At 68.2% G+C, this 16554-nt stretch carries 14 protein-coding genes; 3 read left to right on the top strand and 11 right to left on the bottom strand.

The annotated features are described in order from the left end of the window. Positions 1-30: 30 nt before the first annotated feature. The 11 genes from ACE3PU_RS03115 to ACE3PU_RS03065 form a co-directional block, all read right to left on the bottom strand. The gene (locus tag ACE3PU_RS03115) at positions 31-1827 is read right to left on the bottom strand and encodes a hypothetical protein (RefSeq protein ID WP_374386536.1); all 1797 of its coding nucleotides are present in this window, start codon (positions 1825-1827) and stop codon (positions 31-33) included. Continuing rightward, positions 1824-3992, bottom strand: a complete 2169-nt coding sequence (locus ACE3PU_RS03110; protein WP_374386534.1) for a DUF4175 family protein — start codon at positions 3990-3992, stop codon at positions 1824-1826. Before ACE3PU_RS03110 ends, ACE3PU_RS03115 begins: the two co-directional genes overlap by 4 nt. Next, a complete protein-coding gene (locus ACE3PU_RS03105) occupies positions 3989-5143 on the bottom strand; it encodes a BatA domain-containing protein (protein WP_374386532.1) in 1155 nt (384 codons plus the stop codon). Before ACE3PU_RS03105 ends, ACE3PU_RS03110 begins: the two co-directional genes overlap by 4 nt. Further along, positions 5140-6027, bottom strand: coding sequence for a DUF58 domain-containing protein (locus ACE3PU_RS03100; RefSeq protein WP_374386530.1), 888 nt, complete (start codon positions 6025-6027; stop codon positions 5140-5142). The genes ACE3PU_RS03105 and ACE3PU_RS03100 overlap by 4 nt, the downstream gene beginning before the upstream one ends. A gap of 8 nt (positions 6028-6035) precedes the next feature. Next, the gene (locus ACE3PU_RS03095; RefSeq protein ID WP_374386563.1) at positions 6036-7043 is read right to left on the bottom strand and encodes an AAA family ATPase; all 1008 of its coding nucleotides are present in this window, start codon (positions 7041-7043) and stop codon (positions 6036-6038) included. A 15-nt stretch (positions 7044-7058) separates the two neighbouring features. Beyond that, positions 7059-7763 carry a DUF4159 domain-containing protein gene (locus ACE3PU_RS03090; RefSeq protein ID WP_374386528.1) on the bottom strand — a complete coding sequence of 235 codons (705 nt, stop codon included), beginning with the start codon at positions 7761-7763 and terminating at the stop codon, positions 7059-7061. A gap of 23 nt (positions 7764-7786) precedes the next feature. Further along, positions 7787-9121 carry a TldD/PmbA family protein gene (locus ACE3PU_RS03085; protein WP_374386526.1) on the bottom strand — a complete coding sequence of 445 codons (1335 nt, stop codon included), beginning with the start codon at positions 9119-9121 and terminating at the stop codon, positions 7787-7789. Positions 9122-9144: 23 nt separating this feature from the next. Beyond that, positions 9145-10779, bottom strand: a complete 1635-nt coding sequence (locus ACE3PU_RS03080; RefSeq protein ID WP_374386524.1) for a TldD/PmbA family protein — start codon at positions 10777-10779, stop codon at positions 9145-9147. Between the two features lie 268 nt (positions 10780-11047). Then, positions 11048-11707: a hypothetical protein gene (locus tag ACE3PU_RS03075; RefSeq protein ID WP_374386522.1), complete on the bottom strand. Its 660-nt coding sequence runs from the start codon at positions 11705-11707 to the stop codon at positions 11048-11050. Between the two features lie 146 nt (positions 11708-11853). After that, the gene (locus ACE3PU_RS03070; RefSeq protein WP_374386520.1) at positions 11854-12132 is read right to left on the bottom strand and encodes a hypothetical protein; all 279 of its coding nucleotides are present in this window, start codon (positions 12130-12132) and stop codon (positions 11854-11856) included. Positions 12133-12435: 303 nt separating this feature from the next. Next, on the bottom strand, positions 12436-12753 hold the full coding sequence (locus ACE3PU_RS03065; RefSeq protein ID WP_374386518.1) for a hypothetical protein: 318 nt from the start codon (positions 12751-12753) through the stop codon (positions 12436-12438). A gap of 173 nt (positions 12754-12926) precedes the next feature. Here ACE3PU_RS03065 and ACE3PU_RS03060 point away from each other — a divergent pair, with 173 nt between their 5' ends. From ACE3PU_RS03060 to ACE3PU_RS03050, 3 genes are read left to right on the top strand one after another with little or no spacing between them, the layout of a single operon-like run. Then, the gene (locus tag ACE3PU_RS03060) at positions 12927-14453 is read left to right on the top strand and encodes a recombinase family protein (RefSeq protein ID WP_374386516.1); all 1527 of its coding nucleotides are present in this window, start codon (positions 12927-12929) and stop codon (positions 14451-14453) included. Further along, a complete protein-coding gene (locus ACE3PU_RS03055; RefSeq protein ID WP_374386514.1) occupies positions 14450-15322 on the top strand; it encodes a plasmid partitioning protein RepB C-terminal domain-containing protein in 873 nt (290 codons plus the stop codon). Before ACE3PU_RS03060 ends, ACE3PU_RS03055 begins: the two co-directional genes overlap by 4 nt. Then, on the top strand, positions 15322-16212 hold the full coding sequence (locus ACE3PU_RS03050; protein ID WP_374386512.1) for a plasmid partitioning protein RepB C-terminal domain-containing protein: 891 nt from the start codon (positions 15322-15324) through the stop codon (positions 16210-16212). Before ACE3PU_RS03055 ends, ACE3PU_RS03050 begins: the two co-directional genes overlap by 1 nt. Positions 16213-16554: the final 342 nt, after the last annotated feature.

Genomic DNA, 16554 nt, shown 5'->3' with positions numbered 1-16554 from the left:
CTTATATGATTATGCAAGCAAAAACGGCGGTCAGGACGGGTCTGCGGCGCGTGGCGCTCTGGCGCGCTCGAACCACCACAACAACGCCAGCGCCGCCAGCAGGCCCGCGAACCAAAGCCACGGCGATCCGGGGGTGTCGGAAACCGTCGCGCCCTGGCGCCGACCGGCGGTCGCGGCCAGCGCCCGGGTGGCATCGCGGTCGGCGAAGGCCCGCAGCGAAGGCGCGGCGTTCGCGGGATGGACGAAGAAGGGCGTCTCGCGACCGGCCCGGTCGCGCGCCACATGCCATCCGTTGCGTGCGGGCCAGTAGGCGGCGCAGGCCTGTTCGCCCGTAGCGGGATCGACGCGAAGCGCTTGGTCGCCGCCGTTCGGGTCAAAGACGGTCAAGCCTTCGTCCGCGCGGCAGAGGGCCAGACGACTGCCCTGACGCGCGAAGCCTTCGATCAGAAGGGGGCTCCCCGGCTCTGGCCGGGCGAGGGTGGAAAAGAGCGTGCTCCACAGTTCGCCGTGTCGATCGGCCCGCCCCGTCAGGACCAGCGCATAGCTGTCGGCCACGGTCCAGACGCCGATCCGTCCCTGTCCGCGCGGCCGCCAACTGGCCAGGTCTGTCCCGTCCGCGGCCCGCAGAAGGGAGATCCCCTGCTGACCCTGCAGGCTGAAGTTGCGGCGCGCCAGCTGCGGCGTCTCTGCGGCGGCCCTCGCAGGATCGTTGGCCGGCTCCACGGGCGTGGTGGGCAAACCCAGCGGGCTCGCATCATCCCCGCCGCTCAGCGGAAAGCCCAGCACGGCCCATTCGCGACGCGTCGTGGCCGGCAGCGGGCCGGTGGGGCGAAGCAGCAAGCCGAGACCCGCATCGACCGCCGACGTGATCGCGGCGCGCGCGGCGGGAGACAGCGTGTCCCACCGGCGATCGTCGACGACCAACAGGTCGAGGTCGGACAGGCTTGCGGCGGTCAGCGCGCCGGGCGCGTCGCCGACCTGAACGCCGCCGCCCAGATCGATCTGCATCTTCAGGTCGATCCCCGCCGCCTCGGCCCATCGCCGCAGGAATTTGTTTTCGGCGTCGGGCGCGCCGGCCAGAACCAGCACGCGCGGCGGCGGCTGGTCGCGCGCCTCCACGGGGACGGCGATCTGCTCGAGCACCTGCCCGGCCGGGTCCTGGAGGCGCAGGGTGAACAGGGCCAGTCCCGCCTCGCGCGCACTTGCCGTCAGGGCGAAGCGCCCGCCCGCGGTCAGGACGTGTCGATCGACCACCCGGCCGGCGGGGTCCGACAAGGTGACGGTTCCCGCGGAGAGACGTCCCAACTGGCCCCCGACGCTGAAACGTCCGCCCGGCGCGACCGGGCCAGGCAGGGCCAGCTCGATCAGGCCCTGCGGCGCGGGCGGCGCCGCATAGGTCGTGGGCAATGGAAGCGGCAGCTGATCGCGGGGCGTCAACCCCGCGCCTTCGATACGGAGGCTGGCGGCCTCGGGGAAGCGGCGGAGCGCCGTCGCCAGATCCGGCGTACGCACCGCGCCGGCGACGGCTCCGGCCTCGGGGAGCGCGACCAGGGTGTCGGCGGGATCTTTTGCGATGGCCCCCGACGCGCCGCCCGTGACGACGATCAGCTCGCCCATCCGCATCGGCGAGCCCGGCGGGAACAGGGTCAGGTGAAGCAGCACGCCCGCCGCCAGGTTCAGCCCGACCAGCACGCCCGTCCGCCCTGGCCGGGTGCGCAGATCGGAGGGGGCGGAGCGCCGCCAAAGGAGCAGGCGCGCGACCGCCGCCGCCACGGCCAGTCCGATCACGACCGCCGTCATGATCTCGGGAAGGGGCGCCCCGGTCATTGCAGCGCCTCGAGATACCTGCGCCCGCGCTCGGTCGGTGTGGCGCGACGCTGGACGGCGGCCGACGGACGGTCGAGCACGGTCCAGAGCAGGCCGCGCAGCCTGTCGCGGCAGGCCGCGCAGCCCGGTTCGTCGCGCACCGTCTCGATGGCCGCAGTCAGCGCCAAGGGATCGGCCAGCCTGGCCTGGTTGTCCCGCACCCAACGATCCAGGGCGTCGAGATTGATCGGTGCGGGCTGCGCCGGTCCGGGGCGACCCTGCAGCGCGCGCCAAGCGTCGGCCGCCACGGCGTCGGCCGCCGCTCGCGTCAGCGGAGCCAGAGGACCGGCCACGATGCCCTCGCGCTTCCCGCTGAGCCGTCTGGACATGTCGACCGGGGGCAGGTTCGCGCCCGTGCGCGCCAGGAAGATTCGGGTCGCCTGCTGCGCCTCCTTGAGAAGCTCCAGCGCGCGATTGGCGAAGGGCAGGGCGTCTTCCGGCCGCCCCTGGCGCAAGGCGCGTTCGGAGCCCCACATCGCGTTCAGCGCCTGGCGCAGCGTGGACCGGGTTCCCGGATCGAACAGGGTCGCCGCCTCGCCGCTGTCATGTGCATGGCCGAACGCCTGGACTACGTCGACCTGGGCGCCGAAGGCCGGCGATTCACGGTCCGCGCCATGGTCGTGCCCCTCGTCGTGTCCATGATCGTCATGGGCGGCGGCCGCCGGCGCGTCGTTGGTGGGCAGTGTCGGCCTGCGCGCGGGGACGTCGTTGGTGGGCAGGGCGATGCCGCCTCCTGTGCCGCCGCCCTCGGATTCCTCGCCCATGAACTGACCGTAGCGAAGGCGAAGCTGGGCCTGATCGACGCCCAGGCCGTTCGAACGATCCTGGAAGACATCGGGATCGAGGCGACGCCGCTGGGCGATCAGGGCCTCCGCATCAATGATGATCTGGCGCTGGCTGCGGAAGTAGGCGGGCATCGCGCGCTGGACCATGCCGTCCAGTCCGCCGGCGAGGCCCTGTTCGGCCGGCCAGCGCAGGATGACGCTGGGCCCCTCGACCACCTGGCGCCGCGGCTCGCGATTGTCGCTGACGACCAGCTGCACGATCATGTCGCCGCCCGGCGCCAGGCCCTCGCGCGCGAGGTCCAGGGGCACGGAGAAGCGTTTGCGCCGCGCATCGCCCCGGCCGGTCAGCGGCACGGTGCGATGCTTGACGGTGATGTTCTCGCCGTCGCCCTGGGTCACGGCGATGCGCAGGGTGGCGGACGGGACGATCCCATAGTCGTCGGTCGCCTCGAAGACCGGCGTCCAGCGCCTCTGGCCGGGCGTGGTCAGAACCAGCTGCCCGTCGGGCTCGATGATCCGGATCGCCGGCGCGGCGTCCGCGATCGCGTCCAGTCTGTGCAACCGCTGGCGCTCCAGGCCCGGCGCCTCGAGCCGGTACAGGGTGGAGGCGTCGATCACACGGCCGCCCCGCCACCCTCCCCCGCGGCGCGTCAGGGTCAGGGCCTCAGCGCCTGGAAAGGCCAACTGGGCCGAGGCCGGGCGGGGCGCCATGTCGATCGTCCATTCCAGCCGCGACCCCTCCGGCACGCGGGCGTCCAGGCCCCCCTGTTCTCGGGCCGGCAGGCCGGTGTACCGGGGCGGTACGATGCGCAGCCGTGTCCGCTGGACGACGGGCGGGCCGGCGCGGGCGGACGGGTCGGCGACGGCGTCGGTCGGGCGCGCAAGATCGCCGGACGCGGGCCACAGGACCAAGAGGGCAGCCGCCGCGGCGAGGGCGCTCCAGGCTGCGACGATGGCGCGCCGCGACCAGGGCGGGCGCAGGTCGACGGCTTCAGCCTCGGCCGCGCGGGCCTCAAGGCGGTCGCGCTGCAGCCGCGCGAAGCCGCCGAGGGCGCCGGGATCGCTGAACAGCAGCCCCGCGCTATCCTCGAACCGGGGAATCCGGGCGTTCAACTGGGCGATCAACCAGGACCGGTTCAGTCGGCGGGCCCGCCACAGGGCCACTACGACCGTCGCGGCGAGGAACGCGAGGCCGAGCGCCACGCCCTCCCACACGCCCAGAAACCGCCACGCCAGGCCGGCCGCCGCCAGAGCCAGCGGGAGCCCGACCGCCAGCCAGTCGACCACGACGCGCCGACGGGCGGCCGTCTGCTGGCGGAGCGAGAAGGACAGGGCGCTCATGGCGCGACGCCCCGCGTCCGACGCGTGGCCAGCCACCGTTCGGCGCCGAACAGCAGGGCCACGACGAGAGCCAACCACGGACGCAGATCGAAGGGCGGCTGGGCATAGGCCGGCGCGCCCGCCAACGGCGCATGATCGACCGCCGCGACCCGCGCGGGCGCGGGCGGGGGCTCGAACAGGCGGGCCAGGGCGTCGGGGAAGTCCGGCTGCGCCAACTGCGGCATTGCGGAAGGTTCCAGCGGGCGGGTCAGGCGAAGGACGCGGCCCCGTCCCAACCGGCTCTGCAGGGCCAGGGGCTGGCCGGCGGCGTCGCGCCAGGCGACGCTGCTTTCGCCCTCCGTCGGCGCTCGGCCCTCGTTTGACAGCAGCAGCGTCCCGCCGTCCCTGACCCAGGCGACCACCGCATCCGGCGCGGCTCCCTTGTCCAGCCAAACCAGGTGTCGCGCCTCGGGATCGAAGGGCCGCTCGACGGGCGCGGCGTCAAAATCGGCGCGAAGGTCGGCCGCGGTCCAGGCGACAGCCGCCGCGCGGAAGTAGCGCACCGCGTCTGCGGCGTCGGGGCCGAAACGGACGGTCAGCCGCAACGGCGCGGTCGCTGCGGGCCGCGGCGCGGTGGTCGGCGCCTGTTCCGCGACGCGCCAGGTCGCATTCCTGGACAGGCGGGGCCGCTCTGCATCCACTCCGTCAAGCACGGCGGGCACGACCAGCTCGAGCGGCGTTCCGGGCGCCAGCTCGGAGTCGAGTTGCCGGATCAGGCTGACAATGTTCGCCGGCATGGGCGGGGGCGGTCGGTCGATGGCGGGGAAGCCTCGAGCCAGCCAGATCACACGTGCATTTCCGTCAGCGTCGTCGACGGCCTGTCGGTCCAGGCCGGGAGCGATCGCGACGACCGGCCGCCGATCCGTAAGGCCCTTCAGCACCGGCTGGGCCAGCCCTAGGACGATGGCCGCCAGGAGCAACAGGCGCACCGCCAGAAGCCGACGCTCGTCGATCCGCAGACGTCTGCGGGGCTTGGGCAGGGGATCGAGCCATCGCAAGGCCGCGAAAGCGACCGACCGGCTTTCCGTGCGCCGGGCGATGTGGATCGCCAGCGGGATCAGCAGGGCGGCCAAAGCGCCGAGCGCCAGGGGCAGGAGCAGCGCCGGGCTCATCGCCGTCCGGTCTCGCGAAACAGGGCGCGGATCGGCTGGTCCGCCGCTTCATCGACGAAGCAGGCGGCATGACGGACGCCCCGCGCATCCAGGCGCGGGGCCAGGGCTTCGCGCGCCTGAGCAAAGCGTTTCAGATAGGCGTCGCGCAACGCGCGGCCGTCGCCGACCACTTGGGCGTCGCTCTCCGGATCCTCGAAGCGGTAGCCCCGGTCGAAGGGAAAGTCGCGCTCGTCCGCGGTCAGGATCTGGAGCAGGGCGACGTCCCGGCCGGAGGCGGCGAGGCGCTCGGCCGAGGCGACGCAGGCCTCGTCGAATCCGTCGCTGAGGATCAGGACCAGATCGTGGGCGCCCAGCCGCTCGCCAAGAACCGGCGTAGCCTGAGCCCATCGCGCAGCGCCGGCCGGGCGCAGCGGCGCGAGCGCCCGGAAGATGCGGTCGCGATGAGGCGGACCGCCGCCCGGCTCCACGACCAGCGGTCGGGCCTCGGACACGACGCACACGCCGAACCTGTCGCCCTGGTGGAGAGCGATCTCGATCAGGCTGGCGGCCAGCCGCAGGGCGGCGTCGAACCGCGTCCAGTCCGGCGTCGCGAGATCGGCCTGCGCCATGGAGGCGCTGGCGTCCAGAACGATCCACGCCGCGATCGGGCTTTCGCGCTCGGCGTCCTGCACGAACAAGCGGTCGGACCGGGCGTAAAGCTTCCAGTCGATCCGCCGAAGGTCATCGCCGCGCTCGTAGGCGCGGTACTGGGCGAACTCCAGGCCGCCGCCCCGATTGCGGCTGTCATGCAGGCCGGCGCCCGACAGGATCGCCGGGCGACGTGGGGTGAGCGACAGACGCCTGAGACGGCTGCGCAGCTCCGGCGGCAGGTCGAGCGGCGACATGGTCGGAATCAGTCCGGCGCGGGCGCGGGCAGGGCCGACATCAGCTCCGCGATTACGGCGTCCGCGCTCTTGCCCTCCGCCTCGGCGGCGAATGACAGCAGGATGCGGTGACGCATCACCGGCGCGGCGAGGGCGGCCACGTCGTCGCGCGTGGCGGCCAGTCGCCCATGCAGCAGCGCGCGGGCCTTGCACGCCAGCACCAACGCCTGGCCGGCGCGAGGGCCGGCGCCCCAGCGCACATAGTCCCGCACCACGGCCGGCGCCTCGGGCGACGGCCGCGTGGCGCGGACCAGGGTCGTGATCCAGGTCATCAGACCGTCGCCGACATGGACGTCGCGGACCCAGCCCTGCAGGGCGACGATGTCGGCGGCCTCCATCACCTGCGGCACGGATGAAACGGCGCCGCCGGTGGTCTGCACCAGGATGGCGCGCTCCTCCGCGGCGGTCGGATAGCCCACTCGGATGTTCAGCAGGAAACGATCCAGCTGGGCCTCGGGCAGGGGGTAGGTTCCGGCCTGTTCCAGGGGGTTCTGCGTCGCCAGCACGAAGAAGGGCTCGGCCAGCCGATGGGTGACGCCGGCGTAGCTGACGGTGTGCTCCTGCATCGCCTCCAGCAGCGCCGCCTGCGTCTTCGGCGGCGTGCGGTTCAGTTCGTCGGCCAGGAACAGGTTGGTGAAGACCGGTCCCTGCTGAAAGCGGAAACGCCGGCGCCCGGCGCCGTGGTCCTCCTCCAGCACCTCGGTGCCGAGGATGTCGCTGGGCATCAGGTCCGGCGTGAACTGGACGCGCCGAAAATCCAACGCCAGCGCTTGGCCCAGCGTTCGCGCCAGCAGGGTCTTGCCCAGGCCCGGCACGCCCTCGATCAGGCAGTGGCCGCCCGCCAGCAGGGCGACCAGCAACTGCTCCACCACCGCGTCCTGGCCGACGATCGCCTGGCCGACGGCTTCGCGCAGTCGGGCAAGCTGGCCGAGCCCGGCCTTGATTTCGGTCTCACTGGGAATGGCGGTCATCGGAATTCCAGGCGGTCGGAGTCAGGCGGTCAGGGCGTAGATCACGATGTTGACCGCGAACTTGGTGTTGTCTTCGGCGAGGAAGCGCTTGTTGCGCCAGTCGTAGTCCCATTCGCAGCCATAGTCCTTGTTGCTGTACAGCACGCCCAGCCGCCCATCGATCACGATGCCCTTGAGGTAGTCGTGGACCAGGTCGTCACCCCAGCCGTTGAGCTCGAACCCCGTCGCCGGCGGGCCGTCGAAGCGGAAGAAGCTTCGGTAGAGCGGATGATCATTGGGCAGCTTGGCCAGGGCGGCCGGACCGAACAGGGCGGCCATCTGCCGTTCGAATGAGGTGGCGAACAGACCGTCGATGTCGTGATTGCAGTCGTCGACGAACACGAAGCCGCCGTTGCGGACATAGCGTTCGAAGTTGGCGGCCTCGGCGGCGTTGAACTCCACCAGCTTGTGGCCCGCCAGATAGCAGAAGGGGGCGGTCAGCATGGCGGGGTCGGACAGACGCACCACCCGCTCCTCCGGATCGACCCGCAGATTGGTGTAGTCGACCAGCGAGGTCAGGACGTTGGACGGCATCCTCTGGTCCACGTCCCAGTCGCCGGAATCGTAGCGCAGCCGGGTGAACCAGAAGTCGTAGGCCGGCGCGGCCCCGGCGGCGCGGGAAAGCCCTCCGAGGAAGGCCCCCAGCGCGCCGCCGGTCAGCAGTCGAAGACAGTCCGCGCGTGTCATCCGACCGTCAGACACGCCCCCGATCAGACCGCGTCGGACAGGGAGGTGAAGGTGAAGTCGCGCAGCCGCATGGGCGGGATCATCATCCGGAACGAGGACTCGTCGCCGGCGACGCGCACCGGCCGCCCCAATTCGTCGATGTTGTTCAGCATGATCACCGGCGACTCGTTGAAGCGGAAGTTCTTCAGCGGATACTTCAGCTCGCCGTTCTCGATGTAGAAGGTGCCGTCCCGCGTCAGGCCGGTCAGCAGCACGGTCTGCGGATCGACCATGCGGATGTACCAGGTCCGCGTCACCAGGATGCCGCGCTCGGTCTCGCGCACCAGTTCCGAGGTCGACTTGGTCCCGCCCGACATGATCAGGTTGCCGGGCTGGCCGACAGCCGTCTTGCCCTGCTTCTGGGCCCAGTAGCGGGAGTAGATCAGGTTCGCGATCTTGCCGTTCTCGACGAACGGCAGCCGCTCGCGCGGCAGGCCCTCTTCGTCCCAGGGCATGACCGGCGCCTCTTCGTGCCAGGGGTCGGCGAAGATGTTGACCCGCGGATCATAGACCTGCTCGCCGAGCTTGTTGCCGCCGCCGGCCTTGGACAGGAAGCTGCGGCCTTCGTCGGCCGGACGGGCGTCGAAGAAGTTGAACATGAAGGAGATCAGGCCGGCCGCGGCCGCCGGCTCCAGGATCACAGTGTACTTGCCCGGCTCCAGCGCCTGGGCGTCGACCGAAGCGCTGGCCTTGCGCATGGCGATCTGGATGTCGTCGCCGGCGTTGAAGGCGCTCGAGTCCTGCAGGTTGCGACCGACCCAGCCCGAACCCCGGCCGTCCGCGGTGCGCACCGTGCAGGTGTAATCCAGGGCCGTCGCCCGCTGATAACCGAAGTTGCCGTTGGAGTTGGCGAAGGCGACGAAGCTCTGGCCGTCGTTGAGAAAGCCGGCCGCGATCAGGTTCTCGGCGCGACAGGGCGCGATGGAGGCATGGGCGACCTCGGCGCGCTGCTCTGGCGTGATGGCTGCGGTCGCCGCGCTGAAGGTGTCGCTGGGGCGATAGGCCTGACGGCCGACCGCCGGCACGAACTCGGGATTCTCCGGCGCCAGCTTCGCCAGATCCTCCGCACGCCGCACCACGCGCGCCAGCGCCTCGTCCGAAAATTCGTTGATGGTCGCCGCGCCCACGCGCTTGCCGAACGCGACCTGCACGGCCAGGTCGGTGTTGCTGACGACGCCGCTGGTCGAGACGTTGTTCAGGGCGAAGCGGATGTTGCCGTCGATGGATCCCGTCAGCTGCGCCGTGCATTCGTCGGCGGTCGACAGGGCGATGACCTTGTCCAGGATCGCCTTGGCTTCGGTCTCGGTCATGATGCTCATTGGATTGTCTCCCCCGATACCGATCAACCGAGCGAGCGCGCGGTGTTGATGACGTTGATGCCGTCGAACCGTGTCGTCGACGAGCCGTGGCTGACGGCCGAGACCTGGCTCGGTTGCCCCTTGCCGTCGAAGAACGAGCCGAACATGCGGTAATCGCTCTCGTCGCAGATGGCCGAGCAGCTGTTCCAGAACTCGGGCGTGCGCATCTGGTAGGCGACGTCTTCAAGCGGCTGGGTGATGCGGCCGTTCTTGATCTCGTAGAACAGGGTGCCGCCGAACTGGGCGTTGTACCGCTGCTGGTCGATCGAGAAGGAGCCGCGGCCCAGGATGTAGATGCCGTTCTCGACATTGGCGATCATGTCGGCGGCGCTCATCTTGGTCTTGCCCGGCTGGAGCGAGACGTTCGGCATGCGCTGGAACTGCACCGTCGACCAGGAGTCCGCGTAGGAGCAGCCGTCGGAGGCGTCCTTGCCCAGAATGTGCGCCTGGTCGCGCGTCGCCTGGTAGTCGACCAGCTTGCCGTCCTGGATCAGCGGCCAGCTCTTAGTCTCGACGCCCTCGTCGTCGTAACCGACCGCGCCCAGGCTGCCGCGCTGGGTCTTGTCGGCCATGATGTTGACGATCTCGCTGCCGTACTGGAAGCGCGCCTCGCGCTTGTCCAGGGTGGCGAAGCTGGTGCCGGCGTAGTTGGCCTCGTAGCCCAGCACCCGATCCAGTTCGAGCGGGTGACCCACGGACTCGTGGATGGTCAGGCCCAGATGGTTGGGATCCAGCACCAGGTCGTATTGGCCAGGCTTGACCGAGGTCGCCGTCAGCTTCTCTCGGGCCTGACGGGCCGCGGCGACCGCGTCCTCGGTCATGTCGTAGGACATGCCGTAGCTGATCACCCCGTTGGGGGCGACGACCTTGTCCGCGGCCCGGCCGTCCAGATATTCGAAGCCCAGGCCCATCGGCGCCGACAGGCCGTCGCGCGACCGGAACTTGCCCGTCGTCTGGTCGATCGCGGTGACGGTGAACGGGGCCCAGATCCGGTGCACGTCCTGGTCGATGTAGGAGCCGTCGGTGCTGGCGAAATACTTCTGCTCATTGACCAGGAACATCATCGAGTTGACGAAGCTGGCGCCGGCGTTGGTGGCGGCGGCGTTGACGCCCAGCAGCAGGTCGACCTTCTCCTGCAGCGGCACCTCCATCGCGTTGCGGCGGATCGGGGTGCGCCAGCTGACCTCGCCGACGCCGCGGGTCGGGGCCAGTCGGACGGGCGCGGTCTGGTTCTTGGCGTTGGCGCGCGCGATCGCCGTGGCCAGGCGCGCGGCGTCGGCGACGGCCTCGGGCGTCATGTCGTTCGTCGCGGCGAAGCCCCAGGCGCCGTCGGCGATGACGCGGACGCCCACGCCGGCGGACTCGGTGTTGACGACGTTCTGGACGTTCGCTTCGCGCGTGATGATGAACTGACGCAGATAGCGCCCCACGCGGACGTCGCAGTAGCTGGCGCCGGCGGCGGTCGCGGCGCTGAGCCCCGCGTCGGCCAGGCGCTTCTTCACCGCCACGTCGATCGTTTCGACCAGTTGCTCGGCGGCGATGGCGCGACCGATGAAGCCGGGCAGCAAGGCCCCTCCGGCCCCGATCCCGCAGGCGGCAAGGAAACGACGTCTATCCAAAGCTTCTCTCCCCCGGAACGCCCGCCGCGCACGGCGGACATGAGCGCGATCGGCCGACATCACGAGTCGCCCATCGATGATCCCGTCACCTTCACCGCCGATGGGGGCGAGGTCAAATCGTTCCGCGAAAGAACTTCCGGGCCGGCGGCTTAAAGAGATCGGGCGGCCGCTTAATCCGCCCAAGGAAGGTCTAGCGACCTACGGCGCCGCCAGCGAGGAGCGGCTGTCGCGCCACCCTGCCTTTGATGCGCGACGCTGTTCGACGCGGTCACACCAGCGCCACCGGGACGGCCACCGCCAGCATATAGACGATGGCCCTGAAGGTCGCCCAGGCCGCCAGAAGCGCTGCCTGGGGGCGCCCGATGTTCAGCTTCCCCGAGAACCAGGCGGTCTGGACCACGAGAAACCACGCCACGCCGCCGCAGATAATGGCCGCGCCGATGGCGTTGTTCAGTTCGGGTCTTCGCAGAAAAACGTCGCCCGCCGCGACGAAGGCGGCGCAGAAGGCCGCCAGGTAGCATTGCGCGTAGAACGGCGCTCTCAAAGTCTGCCGGCTGAGCTTCTTGCCTTGGCGACGCACAAGGCTGGACGCCGCGATCAGCGGGATCAGGCTGAACAGAAGGGTTCTGAACAGCGTGAGGTTCTGCTGCGTGGCCGTGATGGTTTTGAGCATCGACGACGTGGCGTCCGGCGGGGGGATATGGGCGGCCGCGGAAATCAGGTTGGACAGCAGTATGGTGATCATGAGCAGAAGCGGCGGGCTCAGGGCGTCGTCGTAGCGATGCTCGTTGTCGTCGTTCTGCTCCCGGTCGGAATACTCCATCGTTCTGAGCGGCTTCAGCATGATGCGGCCGAGCGTCAGTGGATAGAAGATCAACCAGCTGGCGGCTTCGAAGATGAAGTCCTCGAAGCTTTTCAGCAGCTTCATGAAGTCCATTACCGCCTCGCGCGTCGCTGAAGCCGTGACCCTCGCAGACCCGGAGCGGCCGCACAATCGGCTCACCTTCCCATGCAGCCGGCAAGAGCAGCGACGGCCAAAGCCTCACGAACACGAGGCTGACGGCCTTGGGACGGTCAGCGGGCCGCGCTTCTAGGCGCCGATACCAGGATGACGCCCTCGAACTCTCCGACGACCCGGCCTGCGGCCCTGACACGCGGGTCCTGCATGGCGTCGGGAGGGCAGCCCAACAGATCGGCGCTGTCGTCCAGCAGCTCCGACGTGGCGAAGGTCTCGCCCAGCAGTCGGCAAGGTCCGCCCGCATAGGGATATCCCTCGCTCATCACCTTCAGCCCCTCGGGGAAGACGAAGGTTTCACTTGGTGACGAGGCGCAGCCGCCCAGGCCGGCAGCCATCAGGCTCGCAAGAATTATAGGCCGCATCGTTCCTCTGCTTTCGCTCGCTGTTCACGATGGCGGTCTCCGCTGATCTCCGGCCGCCTTCGTACGCTCCGATGGCGCCAGACCGATGGGGGCCTGTCTCGACAAAGAGAGCAGCATATCGGGACCACTTAACAGTGGCTCACCCGAACACGATAGGCGCTGGGGTTGAGGAAATCGACCACTTAGCGAGACCAGCTAAGAGCGCCTCAAACTGGCGCAAAACCACCTAAGACCTGCTCAGTCGGTTTCCTCGCGAGGACGGCGCTTCCCGCTCGCTCAATGCAGGCCCGCGTTTCGCCGCTCATGATCGATGAGGGAAAGCAGCTCGCGAAGGGGCTTCTCCATGGTCTCGAGCTTGATGGCTTGAAGTCGACCGCCTCGACCGGAGGCGGATAGCATCGCCTCAAGCACGGCGTCCGAATGCCTCATAAGCTCAACCAGGTTCTCGCCGCTTGGACCGTTGCGCGCTTCAAACCAGTTCTTCACGGCCCGCTCGTTGGCGTTGGTTATTCGGCTGACGATCTTGCGCGACGAAAGCGACGAGCCCCATTCATGGTGCAGGGCGTCAGCGATGAGCTTCGGGAAGGCGTCCATCATACACCTCACAGACCGGAAATTGTTTTCCGATTTTGGACCGAAGTTTTCAGTCCATTTTCGGAAAAGACTTTCGCTTCCGCTGTCAGTACGCCGCTTCGCTGACCGCATCGTGAAGGTGCGGAGCTTGTGCGTGCGAGATGGACCGACAGCGAGTTCAGCACGAAGGCGAGATGAAGCGCTCCGTGCGTGCGGCTCAGTATGTCCGCATGTCTACCGAGCACCAGAAATACTCGACAGAGAACCAGGCGGAGGCGATCGCGGCCTACGCTGCCCGGCGCGGATTCGAGATCGTCCGCACCTATGAGGACGCCGGCAAGAGCGGCCTGCGGATGGACGGTCGCGCGGGGCTGCAGAAGCTGATCGCCGACGTCCGGAGCGGCTCGACCGACTTCAACGCCATCCTGGTCTACGACGTCAGTCGATGGGGTCGCTTCCAGGACTCCGACGAGAGCGCCTACTACGAGTTCATCTGCCGCGAGGCCGGCTTGGCGGTCCACTACTGCGCCGAGCAGTTCGAGAACGATGGCAGCCTGAGCGCGACGGTCATCAAGAGCATGAAGCGCGCGATGGCCGGCGAGTACAGCCGCGAGCTGTCGGCCAAGGTTTTTGCGGGCCAGTGCCGCCTAATCACCCTGGGCTACAGGCAAGGTGGCCCCGCTGGATACGGCCTGCGCCGCCAGCTCATCGTTGAGCACGGCGCTCCAAAGGGCCTTCTGGAACGTGGTGACCAGAAGAGCCTGCAAACCGACCGGGTGGTGCTGACGCCAGGCCCGCCTGAAGAGGTGGAGGTCGTCCGTCGCCTCTACCGGCTCTTCGTACTGCAGCAGCGATCCGAGGCTGAGATCGCCGCGCAGCTGAACGCCGAGGGACTGCGTACGGATCTGGGGCACCCGTGGACGCGCGCCACCGTCCACCAGGTGCTGACCAACGAGAAGTATATCGGCAACAACATCTACAATCGCCGCTCGTTCAAGCTGAAGGCGAAGCGGGTCACGAACACGCCGGACATGTGGGTGCGCAAGGACGGGGCCTTCGAGGGCATCGTCGATGCGGACTTTTTCGACGCCGCTCAGCGCATCATCCAGGCGCGAAGCGCACGGTTCAGCGACGAGGAGTTGCTCGCCAGACTGTCCCAGCTCCTTGAGAACAAGGGCTTCCTCTCAGGCCTGATCATCGATGAATTCGATGAGATGCCATCCACTTCCGTCTATCGGAAGCGCTTCGGCAGCCTTCTGCGGGCGTATCAGCTGGTCGGTTACTCCCCGAGCCGTGACTTCCGCTACATCGAGACGAACCGTGCACTTCGGGCCATGCATCCGGACGTGGTCGCCTCCGTGGTGGAGGGGCTGCACGCCGCCGGCGGCCACGCCGAGGTTGATGAGAACGGGCTCCTTAAGATCAATGCTGAGTTCAGCGCCTCGATCATCATCGCGCGCTGTCTGGAGACGCCCGCAGGCGGTTTGCGATGGAAGCTCAGACTCGACCAGGGGCTGAGGCCGAACCTCACCATCGCCGTGCGGATGGAGCCAGGCAACACCGAGATCCGGGACTACTACCTCCTGCCCTGGATTGAATACGGCGCTGATCCGAGCCTGCGCCTGGCGCCCGACAACGGCCTGCTGCTCGACACCTTCCGGTTCGACGACCTTGAGGCCTTCTACGACCTTGCAAGGCGCACGGAGCTTGCCGCCGCATGACAGACGCACCTGAAATCCGGCTGATCCCCGTCAATCAGATCACGGTCCTGAACCCGCGAGCGCGCAACAAGCGCGTGTTCCAGGAGCTGGTCACCAGCATCGAGCACCTAGGCCTGAAGAAGCCGATCACAGTGAGCCCTCGGCCCGGCCGATCTCGCTATGATCTTGTCTGCGGCCAGGGGCGGCTCGAGGCCTTCATCGCGCTAGGCCAGGAGCAGATTCCAGCTGTGATTGTCGAGGCGTCAGAGGACGACTGCTTCGTCATGAGCCTGGTCGAGAATCTGGCTCGCCGACAGCACACGCCTCTCGAACTGGTGCGGGCGATCGGCATGCTCAGAGAAAGGGGATACTCCATCAATGAGATCGCCGCGAAGGTGGACTTTAGCCCCGAGTACGTGACCGCCATCTGCTACCTGCTCGAAAACGGGGAAGAGAAGCTGATTTCGGCGGTCGAACGCGGCGTGATCCCCCACACCATCGCCATGGAGATCGCCAAAGCGAAAGAAGGCGACGTCCAGCGGGCGTTGGCCCAGGCCTACGAGGAGAAGTCGATACCGGGCAATCAGATCCTCGCCATCCGCCAGATCATTGAGCAGCGGAACGCCAGCGGAAAGGGCATACAAACCAACCGGCGGCCAGGTCAGAGGCCTGCGACTGCAGGGGCCCTCATTCGTTCGCTGCAGCGGGAGACCGAACGCCGGCAGTCCTTTGCACGACGGGCGTCGCTGACACGTTCCAGGCTCGTGTTCGTCACCAACGCCTTGAGACATCTGCTCAGCGAAGAGCGCTTTCTGTCCCTGATGAAAGCCGAGGGCGTTCACACGCTTCCGACGGCGCTGGCGTCGCGGTTGGGCCAGGAGCGCGGCTGATGCACTCGGTCAAGATCGCCTTCGAGCAACGCGTCCGACTCCTCTCGGTCGACCAGATCCTACCGTCAAAGATGCTGACGGCTTCGGTGATCGACTCCGTCAAGTATCGGCGGATCGCGGCATCAGTGGCCGAGGTCGGCCTCGTTGAGCCGTTGGTGGTGGCGCAGGTCAAAGCGGGGAGCACCTACACTCTGCTGGACGGTCACGTCCGCCTCAGCATTCTGAAGGAGCAGGGCGCGGAGCGGGCGCGCTGCGTCGTGTCGTCCGACGATGAGGCCTTCACCTACAACAAGCGGGTCAACCGGCTGGCGACGATCCAAGAGCACTACATGATCGTCCGCGCCATCGACCGTGGCGTCTCAGAGGAGAAGTTGGCGCGGGTTCTCAACGTCGATGTCGGCGCTATCCGGAGTCGGCGCCAGCTTCTAAACGGCATCCACGATGACGTGGCCGAGCTCCTGAAGGATAAGCCGATTGGGATACAGGCCTTCAGCAAGCTGCGAAAGATGAAGCCCATCCGACAGCTGGAGGTCGCCGAGCTGATGGTGTCGGCCAACAACTTCAGCGCCAGCTACGCCCGCGCCCTGCTGGTCACCACCAAGCCGGCCGACCTCGTGAATCCGCAAGCAAAGGCCGTCCCAGGGCTGAGCCCGGAGCAGATCGATCGGCTGCAGCGCGAGCTCGATGCGGGATCCCATGACTACCACGAGCTGGAGGCGTCGTTCGGCGACGACACCCTCGTCCTGGTCATCGCGGCAGGGTTTCTGGAGCGGCTGCTGTCTCGACCTGCCATCGACGCTTATTTGGCCGAGGCGCATCCAGAGATGCTGCAGAACTTCCGATCGATCGTGGCGGCCGCGTCTCTCGATCAGACGGCTCAAGCCGCCTGACCAAAGTGCGTATGGGGACCGGGACCCAACAAGCGCCGGGACCGTTGGAGAAGCCGCCGTGTGGGGCGGATCAAGGACGGTGGCGGGGATGACGGCGATCCCGTTCGGAGCCCGCTAGGCTGGCCGGCATCTGGCTGGCCGTATGCTGCGGCTGGAGTTGGAGCACTGAGGATGCTTCGCTCCAGCCGTGGTCTTTTTCATCACCATCAGTCTGTTCGAGACCGCGCTCTCAGTGCTTCATATAGCTGCCCCGGCCCCAGCAGCGCATCCTTCAACCCGTCCTGGATCTTTGGCGAACCCAGTGCCTGTTTGCTGAGGCTGTTATGCGCCGCAAGGGCGTCC

The sequence above is a fragment of the Brevundimonas sp. genome (assembly GCF_041911375.1).
Taxonomy (GTDB): domain Bacteria; phylum Pseudomonadota; class Alphaproteobacteria; order Caulobacterales; family Caulobacteraceae; genus Brevundimonas.
This window is presented reverse-complemented; position numbering and strand designations above follow the sequence as displayed.